Source organism: Parafrankia soli (assembly GCF_001854695.1).
Lineage (GTDB): Bacteria > Actinomycetota > Actinomycetes > Frankiales > Frankiaceae > Parafrankia > Parafrankia soli.
This window is the reverse complement of the sequence record NZ_MAXA01000262.1, coordinates 18938-29293: the sequence shown is the minus strand read 5'-3', so window position 1 is coordinate 29293 and position 10356 is coordinate 18938. Positions and strand designations below refer to the sequence as shown.

At 69.8% G+C, this 10356-nt stretch carries 11 protein-coding genes; 9 read left to right on the top strand and 2 right to left on the bottom strand.

Annotated features, from left to right (window positions below; genetic code table 11):
- The first annotated feature begins 154 nt into the window (after positions 1-154).
- The 7 genes from BBK14_RS31015 (at position 155) to BBK14_RS30985 (ending at position 7302) form a co-directional block, all read left to right on the top strand.
- Positions 155-685: an acetyl-CoA carboxylase biotin carboxyl carrier protein gene (locus tag BBK14_RS31015; protein ID WP_071066711.1), complete on the top strand. Its 531-nt coding sequence runs from the start codon at positions 155-157 to the stop codon at positions 683-685.
- Positions 682-2088 (top strand): acetyl-CoA carboxylase biotin carboxylase subunit, encoded by a 1407-nt coding sequence (locus tag BBK14_RS31010; protein ID WP_071066710.1) that lies wholly within the window; start codon positions 682-684, stop codon positions 2086-2088. Before BBK14_RS31015 ends, BBK14_RS31010 begins: the two co-directional genes overlap by 4 nt.
- A 49-nt stretch (positions 2089-2137) precedes the next feature.
- Positions 2138-2935 carry a 3-oxoacyl-ACP reductase FabG gene (gene fabG / locus BBK14_RS31005; RefSeq protein WP_071066709.1) on the top strand — a complete coding sequence of 266 codons (798 nt, stop codon included), beginning with the start codon at positions 2138-2140 and terminating at the stop codon, positions 2933-2935.
- Positions 2936-2970: 35 nt separating this feature from the next.
- Positions 2971-3990: an aromatase/cyclase gene (locus BBK14_RS31000; protein ID WP_071066708.1), complete on the top strand. Its 1020-nt coding sequence runs from the start codon at positions 2971-2973 to the stop codon at positions 3988-3990.
- 37 nt (positions 3991-4027) lie between these two features.
- On the top strand, positions 4028-5518 hold the full coding sequence (locus BBK14_RS30995) for an FAD-dependent monooxygenase (RefSeq protein WP_241831995.1): 1491 nt from the start codon (positions 4028-4030) through the stop codon (positions 5516-5518).
- Between the two features lie 93 nt (positions 5519-5611).
- Positions 5612-6463, top strand: a complete 852-nt coding sequence (locus BBK14_RS30990; RefSeq protein WP_071066707.1) for a DUF3050 domain-containing protein — start codon at positions 5612-5614, stop codon at positions 6461-6463.
- Positions 6460-7302, top strand: a complete 843-nt coding sequence (locus BBK14_RS30985) for an NAD-dependent epimerase/dehydratase family protein (protein WP_071066716.1) — start codon at positions 6460-6462, stop codon at positions 7300-7302. The genes BBK14_RS30990 and BBK14_RS30985 overlap by 4 nt, the downstream gene beginning before the upstream one ends.
- Positions 7303-7416: 114 nt before the next feature.
- On the opposite strand, the gene BBK14_RS30980 is transcribed toward BBK14_RS30985, so the two are convergent.
- Positions 7417-7686, bottom strand: a complete 270-nt coding sequence (locus BBK14_RS30980) for a hypothetical protein (protein ID WP_131802472.1) — start codon at positions 7684-7686, stop codon at positions 7417-7419.
- Positions 7687-7790: 104 nt separating this feature from the next.
- Here BBK14_RS30980 and sigJ point away from each other — a divergent pair, with 104 nt between their 5' ends.
- Positions 7791-8708, top strand: coding sequence for an RNA polymerase sigma factor SigJ (sigJ, locus tag BBK14_RS30975; RefSeq protein ID WP_071066705.1), 918 nt, complete (start codon positions 7791-7793; stop codon positions 8706-8708).
- 132 nt (positions 8709-8840) lie between these two features.
- Positions 8841-8969: a hypothetical protein gene (locus tag BBK14_RS41500; RefSeq protein ID WP_275078527.1), complete on the top strand. Its 129-nt coding sequence runs from the start codon at positions 8841-8843 to the stop codon at positions 8967-8969.
- 897 nt (positions 8970-9866) lie between these two features.
- Here the strand turns inward: BBK14_RS41500 and BBK14_RS40980 are convergent.
- Complete coding sequence (locus tag BBK14_RS40980; protein ID WP_241831994.1) at positions 9867-10277, bottom strand: hypothetical protein; 411 nt, start codon at positions 10275-10277, stop codon at positions 9867-9869.
- Positions 10278-10356 lie beyond the last annotated feature (79 nt).

The following is a 10356-nucleotide window of genomic DNA, read 5'->3' as shown; positions in this document are numbered from 1 at the left end:
CGCCTGCTGACCTGGACACCCTGATCGCCGCAGTCGGCGCAGGCCACGGCCTGCACCTCTACCTCCCACCTTGATCCAACGAACTACCGCTAGGCCGCCGTCTTCGTCCACGCCTGCGCTGCCGCCTCCGTCGACGTCGACGGAGCTCGCCGCGGTGCGGGAGTCGCTGCTCGAAGTCCTGGCCAGACTGGCCGAGCCGCCGAAGAGCCTGCGCCTGGCGACCGGCGCGATCACCATCGAGATCTCCTGGGACAGGCCGGGCCCGGCAGGCGCCGACGACGCGGTCGGACGTGGCGCAACCGGTGACCGGGGCCGCGTGAACGGTACTGGCGGTGCCAACGGCGCTGGCGCAACCGGCAGTGCAGGCGGCGTGCGCGCCGCTGCCGGGGCGCCCGCCCACCCGGATCAGCCCGCGACGGCCGACCCGGATGCGGACTACCTGCGCTCGCCGGCGGTCGGTGTCTTCTACCGGGCGCCGAAGCCTGGCGCCGAGCCGTTCGTCTCGGTCGGCAGCACGGTCGCTCCGGGCCAGCAGGTCGGAATCGTCGAGGCGATGAAGCTGATGATCCCGATCGAGGCGGATCGCGGCGGAACGATCAGAGAGGTCGTCAAGGCGGACCGGGAGCCGGTCGAGTTCGACGAACCACTGTTCGTGATCGACGTCGACGAGACGATACAGCCGTGATCTCCAGCGTCCTCATCGCGAACCGCGGCGAGATCGCGCTGAGGGTGGCACGTGCCTGCCGCGAGCTCGGTATCCGCACGGTGGCCGTCTACTCCACCGAGGACCGGGAGTCGGCGGTCGTCTCCTACGCTGACGCGGCCGTCCACATCGGCCCCGGTCCGGCCCGGAACAGCTACCTCAACATCGCGGCCCTCGTAGAGGCGGCTCGCCAGCATGACGTCGAGGCCGTGCACCCGGGCTACGGATTCCTGTCGGAGGACCCGGACTTCGCGGAGGTGTGTGAACACAGCGATCTGGTGTTCATCGGCCCGCCGGCGCAGGTGATCGCGAACCTCGGCGACAAGATCGCGGCACGCCGGGTGATGGAGCGGGCCGGGTTGCCCCTGCTGCCGGGCAGCTCCGGGCCGGTCGAGTCGGCCGACGAGGCCCGCGAGGTGGCCGAGCGGATCGGCTTCCCGGTGATGATCAAAGCGGCGGCCGGTGGCGGTGGGCGCGGTATCCGGATCGCCGCGAGCCCCGCCGCGTTCGCCGAGTCCTATGCCGAGACGACTGCCGAGGCCGGGGCGCTTTTCGGGGACAGTCGGGTGTACGTCGAGCGGTATGTCACCCGGGCCCGCCATGTCGAGGTACAGGTCCTCTGCGATACCCACGGAAACGGAATCCATCTGGGTACCCGGGACTGCTCGGTGCAGCGGCGTCACCAGAAACTCCTGGAGGAGGGACCGGCGCCGCTTCTGCCGGACGACACCGTCGACCGTATGGGGCGCGCCGCGGTGTCGGGCGCGCTGGCCGCCGGCTATGTCGGCGCCGGCACCTTCGAGTTTCTGGTTGACGGCTCCGCGGACTTCCACTTCATGGAGGTGAACTGCCGCATCCAGGTGGAGCACCCGGTCACCGAACTCGTCACCGGCGTCGACCTCGTGCAGCAGCAGATTCGTATCGCCTCCGGAGAGGCGCTGACGTTGCGTCAGGACCAGGTGAATCCGGTCGGGGTCGCGCTGGAATGCCGTATCAACGCCGAGGATCCGGACCGCTCCTTCCTGCCGGCGTCAGGCCGCATCGAGTCGTTCACCGTCCCGGGTGGCCCGTTCGTCCGGGTCGACACCCATGCCTACCCCGGCTACCGGATGCCGGCCATCTACGACTCACTCCTCGCCAAGGTCATCGCCTGGGCGCCGACCCGGGATCAGGCGATCGCCCGCATGGGCCGAGCGCTCCAGGAGTTTCAGGCCGCCGGGCCGGGGGTGCGCACGACCAAGGGTTTCCTGAGCCGGGTCCTGGCGGACGACGAGTTCCGCTCCGGCGCCTACGACACCGGCCTGGTGGCCCGGCTGGTCGAATCCGGCGCCGGTAGCAGGCAGCAGCCCATGACGGAACCGGTGAAAGAGCCGACGACGGCTTGATTCGACGCACAGCCGACGACGAACAGCCAACGAGGAGGAGAGCTCACCTATGACGGGACAGGAAAGCAACCAGGATGGCCGCGTCGCCGTCGTCACCGGCGCGACCAGCGGAATCGGGCTGGCGGTCGCGAGGACCCTGGGCAGCCTCGGCCACCGGGTGTTCATCTGCGCGCGGGATTCCGCGGCGGTCAAGGAGACCGTGGGCCGCCTCGGCGAGGACTCTCTCGATGTCGACGGCGTGGCCTGCGATGTGACCTCCCCGGACGACATCCGGGCGTTCGTCCGTGCGGCCGTCGACCGCTACGGGCCGATCGACGTGCTAGTGAACAACGCCGGGCGCAGCGGCGGAGGGGTCACTGCGGAGGTCTCCGACGACCTGTGGCTCGATGTGATCGCCACCAACCTGACCAGTGTGTTCCGCGTGACCCGCGAGGTGCTCAACGCCGGCGGAATGCGGCAGCGCAACACTGGACGCATCATCAACATCGCCTCGACGGCCGGAAAGCAGGGCGTGGTGCTCGGCGCTCCCTATTCCGCCTCCAAGCATGGCGTGGTCGGCTTCACGAAAGCGCTCGGAAACGAGCTGGGCCCTACCGGGATCACCGTGAACGCGGTGTGCCCCGGCTATGTCGAGACACCGATGGCGCAGCAGATTCGACTGCGGTACGCCGAAGCGTTCGGCACCACGGAGGAAAAGATCCTCACCCAGTTCCAGTCCAAGATTCCACTCGGCCGCTACTCCACCCCGGAGGAGGTGGCCGGCCTGGTCGGCTATCTCGTCACGGACACCGCGGCGTCCATCACGGCGCAGGCCATCAACGTCTGCGGAGGTCTCGGAAACTTCTAGCCACACCGCACACCGAGTTCGAGGAGGTACATGAGATGACCACGGAAACTCGCCGGGTCGAACACGACATCGAGGTCGCGGTGCCCGCCGCCGACGTCTACCAGCTGATCGCGCAGGTGGAGAACTGGCCGCAGATATTTCCGCCGACCATTCACGTCGAGCAGGTCGAGCGGTTGGCCGGGTCGGAGCGGATCAGGATCTGGGCGACCGCCAACGGCGAGGTCAAGACCTGGACCTCCCGCCGGGAGCTCGACCCCGCGGGGCTGCGCATCGAGTTCCGCCAGGAGATCACCCAGCCGCCGGTCGCCGCGATGGGCGGCACCTGGATCATCGAGGCGCTCACCCCGAGCACGTCCCGGGTGTGGCTGCTGCACGACTACCGAGCCATCGACGACAAGGGCCTGGCCTGGATCGACCGGGCCGTCGACAGCAACAGCCGCACGGAACTCGCCGCGCTCAAGACCAACGTCGAGGCGGTGGCGGAGGCGCGCGAGCGGCTGACCTTCAGCTTCGAGGACTCCGTCGACATCCGCGGCTCGCTGCGTGACGTCTACGACTTCCTCAACGAGGCGCAGCTGTGGACGAGCCGGCTGCCGCATGTGGCCCGGGCGGARCTCACCGAGGACGAGCCCGGCGTGCAGATCCTGGAGATGGACACGCGGGCCGGGAACGGTTCCACCCACACAACCCGGTCGGTGCGGRTCTGCTTCGCGCCAGAGCGCATTGTCTACAAGCAGATCACGCTGCCTGCGCTGATGACCCTGCACACCGGCCGTTGGATGCTGACGGAGAGCGGGACCGACGCCGGTGTGGTGACCGCGACCTCACAGCACACCGTGACGATCAACGAGTCCGCCATCACCACCGTGCTGGGTGACGGTGCTGACGTGGCGCGGGCTCGCGAGTTCATCCGCACCACGCTCGGCACCAACAGCCTGACCACCCTGCGGCACGCCCAGCAGCCCGCGCAGTCCGGTCAGCCCGCGCAGTCCGGTCAGCTCACGCAGGCCGGCCAGCCCGTGGAGGCCGGTCAGCCCGCGCAGGCCCGGGGCTGAATCGCGGCAATCGCGGCTACCTGACAGGGGTTGGGACGTGGATACCCAGGTCATCGTGGTGGGTGCCGGGCCGGTGGGACTGATGCTGGCCGGCGAACTACGGCTCGGCGGGGCGCAGGTGCTGGTACTCGAAAGGCGCGCCCAGCCCAGCCAGGAGTCGCGTGCCTCGACCCTGCACGCGCGCACCATGGAGATCTTCGACGAGCGTGGCCTGCTGCCCCGGTTCGGGGCTCCCCCGCGCCGGGACCAGGGCCACTTCGGCGGGATCCCGCTGGACCTGGGCACGGTCCCGAGTCACCTCGCCGGTCAGTGGACCGTGCCCCAGACCCAGGTCGAGCGGGTGCTCGCCGAGTGGGCCCGCGAGCTGGGGGCCGACGTCCGTCGAGCCCATGAGGTCGAGGCGCTGGGCGGCACCGAGGGGCTGGGCGCCGCGGAAGGGCTGGGTGCCGCGGCCGACGGGGTGACCGTGCGGGTGACGGGTCCTGACGGGCCGCGGAGGATACGCGCCGACTGGGTGGTGGGCGCCGATGGCGAGGACAGCACCGTGCGCCGGCTGGCGGGCATCGACATGTCCGGCACACCTGCCACCCGGGAGCTGCTGCGGGCGGACGTGACCGGCATCGACATCCCCGACCGGCGCTTCGAGCGGCGTCCGCACGGTCTGGCGATCGCGGGGCGGCTGCCTTCCGGGGCGACCCGGCTGATGGTCTGTCAGCGGGGCGCCGCTGTGGCCCGGACCACGCCACCCACCTTTGCCGAGATCTGTGCGGCCTGGGCGACGGTCACCGGGGAGGACGTCAGCTCGGGCACTCCCATCTGGATCAACGTGTTCACCGATGCCAGCCTGCTCGCGTGTCGCTACCGCCAGGGCCGGGTGCTGCTCGCGGGAGACGCCGCCCACCGGCAGATGCCTTCCGGCGGGCAGGCGATCAATCTCGGCCTGCAGGACGCGGTCAACCTCGGCTGGAAGCTCGCAGCCGAGGCGACCGGTCGGGCCCCCGACGGCCTGCTCGACACCTACCATCTGGAACGTCAGGCCGCCGGCCGGGAGGTTCTCGACAACATCGCGGCCCAGTCGGCCCTGCTGCTCGGCGCGGACACCGATCCACTGAGGGTACTGGTCACCGGGCTGATCCAGCAGCCCGCGGTACGTGACCTGCTGGCGGGGACGATCAGCGGTGTCGGCATCCGCTACGCGGGTGGTGCGCACCCGCTGGTCGGCACCAGGCTGGGGCACGTACCGCTCGGCACCGACCTGGCTGCGGGCGGCACGAGCAGCACCGCGCTGCTACGCAAGGGCTGGGGCGTCCTGATCGATCTGTCCGCCGATCCCGCCCGCCGAGCCCGGCTGGACGATCTGGTCCGGTCACGGACGGCGCGAGTACGGCTCGTGTCCTGTCCGCCGCCGCCCGCCGGAAGCCCCCTGGATGGGGTGGGTGCGCTGCTGCTGCGCCCGGACGGTCACGTGGCCTGGGTGAGCGCCGGCGCGGACGACCCCACGCCCGCCCTCCGCCGCTGGTTCGGCTGACCGCCATCCGGTTCGCCACCACCACCGCCTCCATCTCCAGAGACAACCGTCACAGACCGCTGCTCCGGAAACGACCGAACGGAATGAGGATTCATGTCTCGTTATGACTGGGACACCCGAAACTCGAAGATCGATGATCTGCGCACGACGATCAAGAACGTGCGTGAGGAGATCACCCGACATCCGATCTACCAGCGACTGGGCTCGCTGCAGGACTTCAACGTCTTCACCGAGCACCACGTGTTCGCGGTCTGGGACTTCATGTCACTGCTGAAGAGGCTGCAGCGCGACCTCACCTGCGTCGACATCCCCTGGGTGCCCAAGGGATCCCAGGAAAGCCGCCGCCTGATCAACGAGATCGTGCTGGTGGAGGAGAGTGACGAGCTGGAGGGAGGCTATATCAGTCATTTCGAGCTCTACCTGACCGGAATGAGCCACGCGGGCGCCGACACCGGCCCGGTCACCCGCTTTCTGGAACGGATTCGTGACGGCGTTCCGGTAGCCGAGGCGCTCACCACGCCCGACGTTCCCGAGGCCGCCGCGGCTTTTGTCTCGACCACCTGGAACCTGATCGCGTCAGCTCCGCTGCACTGCCTCGCCGCCGCGTTCGCGTTCGGCCGGGAGGACCTCATTCCCGAGATGTTCGACCAGGTCCTCCGCAACGACGATCGCAGCGACCGGCTCACCCGGTTCCGGGACTACCTGGAGCGGCACATCCAGGTGGACGGCGAGGAGCACACGCCGATGCCGATGGCGATGCTGGTGGACCTGTGCGGCGACGACGTGRCCAAATGGGACGAGTGCACGACCGCCATCCTCGGCGCGTTGGAAGCACGGATCGCCCTGTGGGACGGCATCGTCGCGGCGCTTGACTCCGCCGGATCAGCGCCGGGGCACCTCGCCGAGGCGACCGCGAATCCGGCGAAGTGCGGTGTTTCGGCGTGACGATCCTGGTCACCGGCGCGACCGGCCGGGTGGGCAGCCGGCTGGTCGCCAGGCTGCGCGCCGGCCACGATGAGGTGCGCATGCTGGTCCGGGACGGCGCGAAGGCCGAGCCGCTCGTCGCCCTCGGCGCGGAGGCGGTAGTCGGGGATGTCACCGACCAGTCCATCGTCGAGGAGGCGGTCAAGGGCGTCGACAGCGTGGTGCACCTTGTGACGATCTTCCGGTCGCTCCCGGGCCAGGACATCGACGAGGTCAACGTCGCCGCGACGATCCGGCTCGCGCGGACTGCGTTGCGTACGGGGGTCAGCCGGTTCGTGTACTGCAGCACGAACCAGGTCTACGGCCCCGGGCGCGGACGCCCCGCGGTGGAGACCGACGAGCCGGACCCCGACCGCCCGTACTCGATCACGAAGACCGCCGCGGAACGCGCCCTGTGCCATCTGCACGAGACCGAAGGGCTGCCACTGCGCATCTTCCGACCTCCCGTGATCTACGGGGACGGCGACCCACGACTGGGCCTGCAGCCGAGATGGTCCCGGAAGTGGCCGCTGCACCAGCGCCTGCAGCTCGTCCACCACGCCGACGTGGTTCAGGCGCTGCTGTGCGGCCTGCGCGCTGAGGGTATCGACGGGGAGATCTTCAACGTCGGCGACGACGCGCCGATCAGTGCCTACGAGATCCTCCGGCTGAACAACATCACGCCTGACCCGGACGCGGGGCAACGGGTTCTCGACGACCCGTGGAAGGACATCATCGACAGTTCCAAGATCCGTAGGATGCTGGGCTTCCGGCTCATCTACCCCAGCGTCTACTCGGCGATCGACGCCGGAGCCCTCTGACGACTCCAGCGGGCGCGGGGCCCACGGCGGCGGGGCCCACGGACGCGGCTCCCGCGACAGCTCCGCGGCGGAAACGCCCGCCGCGGAGCTGCGTCCGGCGCCGGCCAGCATCGGTCAGGACTGGTAGTCCCCGATGACCGTCAGCTGCTCGGGAGCCGGCGGCTCGGCGAGCCATCCCCTGAGGTTCTGCTGAAACTCCAGGAATTCAGGCACCTTCGGTAGCGGGTTTTCGATGCCTTCCTCGACCTGCAGCAGCACCACGTAGGTCACGCCGTCCTCAAGCCGGTAGGAGGCGTAACGGATGCCCTGGGGTCGCGCCTGGTCCAGCGCGGCGAACAACGACTTCACAGCGGCCTCGACCTCGGCGGCCTTCTCAGGCTTCACCTTGGTTCTCAGTAGCATCGCTGACATCTGCTCACCCTTCCTGTCACACGGGCCGACTGCCGTCGGTCATCGCTATGACACGCGTCGACCGAGGAGTGTGACCGATGGAAGAAGTTGAGTGGCTCGCCGAGCGGTTCGAGGAACACCGCGGGCACCTTCGCGCGGTCGCCTACCGCATGCTGGGCTCCCTGCACGAGGCCGACGACGCGGTGCAGGACGCCTGGCTGCGGCTGAACCGGCCCGGCGCCGGTGAGATCGAGAACCTGGGCGGCTGGCTCACCACTGTAGTCGCCCGGATCTGCCTGAACATGCTGCGGGCTCGTCGGGTACGGACCGAGGATCCGATCGGCGTGTACGTCCCCGACCCGCTCGTCGCCCCGGACCCGGCCGGTGGCGCCCGGCAGTCCGAACAGCCCGAGCAGGAAGTTCTGCTCGCGGAGTCGGTCGGACTTGCACTGATCATCATCCTCGATACCCTGACGCCCGCCGAGCGGCTCACCTTCGTGCTGCACGACATGTTCGGCCTGCCGTTCGACGAGATCGCACCGATGGTCGACCGCACCCCGACCGCGGCACGTCAGCTGGCCAGCCGGGCCCGCCGTCGGGTGCGGGCGCTGGGCGCGCCCACCCCGGACGCCGACCGCATCGTCCAGCGCCGGGTCGTCGACGCCTTCTTCGCCGCCGCCCGCGGCGGCGACTTCGACGCCCTCGTCGAGCTGCTGGACCCCGACATCGTCCTGCGTGCCGACGGCGGAGTCACCCGGCCGCAGGCCACCGCGGTGGTCCGTGGGGCAGCGGCCGTCGCCCGCAGGGCGCTCATGTTCGCCCAGCCCACGGCGGCGGTGCGCCCAGCGCTGGTCAACGGCGCCGCGGGAGTGGTGATCACCCTCGACGACCAGCCGATCTCGCTGATGGGTTTCACCGTGGCCGGCGAACGGATAGCCGAGATCTACGCCATCGTCGACCCCGATCGGCTCAGCGCACTGGACCTGGCCTCCGTCACGGTCGAGGGCAGGGCGTGAGTAGCCCGGCTTCGACGGTGCCCGCACCGGTGGCTGTGGAGTTCGACCGGCGCGAACACCAGGACGACGGCCGCGGGCAGCGACGTCCGGTGCTGGTCTGGCGGTTCGCCACACCCGTGCGGATGATCTTCAGTGCGGTGCTCGGCGGCGGGTTCCGAAACCTACACCGACACCCGCCTGGCCACCGGTCAGACCACCGGGTCAGCCACCGACGCCTACGACACCGCCGCCCTCATCTACCTCACCGACTACCAGAAGTAGCGCGACGTACGGCGGTACCCCCAGATGGAGGCCCAAGGCCCAGGAGTTGCCGAAGCCGAAAAGGAAACTGAGCCCCATTACCAACATCATGATCACAGTGACGCCGCGGACGGCGGAGTTCCCTGCCTCATGGCCGCCACGACCGTCCGGCGCGGCTGCGGCTGTTGCCGGTTCCTGATTCGGGGTGGCGAGCTCTGCTGCGAGCGTAGGGACCGTTCGATCAACGGTGTCTCAACTGGCCGTACGGCACTGTACGGGCTACTCCCGAACGCCTACTGCCGCCCCCGCCATGAGCCCTGCGGCCATCAAAACAGCAGGTCAGCGCCACCAGGGCCGCCGTGTACGGCCCGCGGAGGCATCGACGGCGCGCCCTGTCCGGGTCCGGGCGACCCGCCCGCCCCGCGGCAGCGAAGGCGCGTCCGCACGCCGGGTAAAGGCGCGTCTCTCCCTGCCGGCCGCCCGCCGGTCGAGATGGCAGTACTTCGGCGTTCACGACCGTCAGCCCTGACACGGTGTCCTGGTGACCACCGCTGCGGGCCAGAGTGGGTCCGTAAGCAGCCGAGGAACTCGGCTGGTGGCAGGTCGGCCACTCGGTCCTGCTCGCCGCCGGCGCGGTCGTCGGCGGGTGACCATCCCGAACCGGTCCGGCACGCGGCGACGGCCGCGACACGGGGCGTCGGGCCGGGCGCGGGGCTTGTCGCGTCGCGTGCCTTGCGGGATGGCGCGACTGAGGTAGAGGGGGGAAGGGGTGCACGCGCCCGGGTCAATGCCAGCGTCTGATCCCGCGTTCAAGGACGCCGGTCCCGGTGCTGGTCGGACCCCGGACCTGGTGACGCCCCGCTCACCGGGGGTTGGCGGGCGGGGCATCGCCATGGTGCGCCACGAAGGCATTGGCAGCTACGTGGACGGTCGGGCGTGGCCTGTGGGCTGCGTGTGGTCGTCGCCGTGGCGGGTCGCTGCGGGATGCCTGTCCTGTGGGAGGAACCGGGGGACGGCCCGGACGTAGATGACCATGCCGATGACTTCGATGAGGGTCTGGGCGACGACGGCGACAGCGGCGGTGGCGAGCTGGTCGGGTAGAGCGAGGGCGAGCGGGAGGACGACGAGGGAGTTGCGGGTAGCACCTGTGAACACGACCGCGCGGGCGGCGGGGACGTCGAGGTGGAACAGCCGGGCGACGGCGAGGCCGGCGAAGGCCATCAGGAGGAGGAACAGGGCGTAGAACGGGGCGACGCCGGCGATGTCGGTGAGGTTGTCGTCGAGTTTGGGGACCTGGGAGGCGACGATGGTCAGCAGGGTGGCGATCATCAGCGGGACCATGGTCATGCCGGCGGGCTGATGCGGTGGCGTGTCCGTGGGGGTGACGGGTGGCCCATGCCTGCAGGGC

Coding starts and splice junctions, on each gene's coding strand:
- sigJ (WP_071066705.1), top strand. CDS start 7,791: ATGGAAGAAGTTGAGTGGCTCGCCGAGCGGTTCGAGGAACACCGCGGG.
- fabG (WP_071066709.1), top strand. CDS start 2,138: ATGACGGGACAGGAAAGCAACCAGGATGGCCGCGTCGCCGTCGTCACC.
- BBK14_RS40980 (WP_241831994.1), bottom strand. CDS start 10,277: ATGATCGCCACCCTGCTGACCATCGTCGCCTCCCAGGTCCCCAAACTC.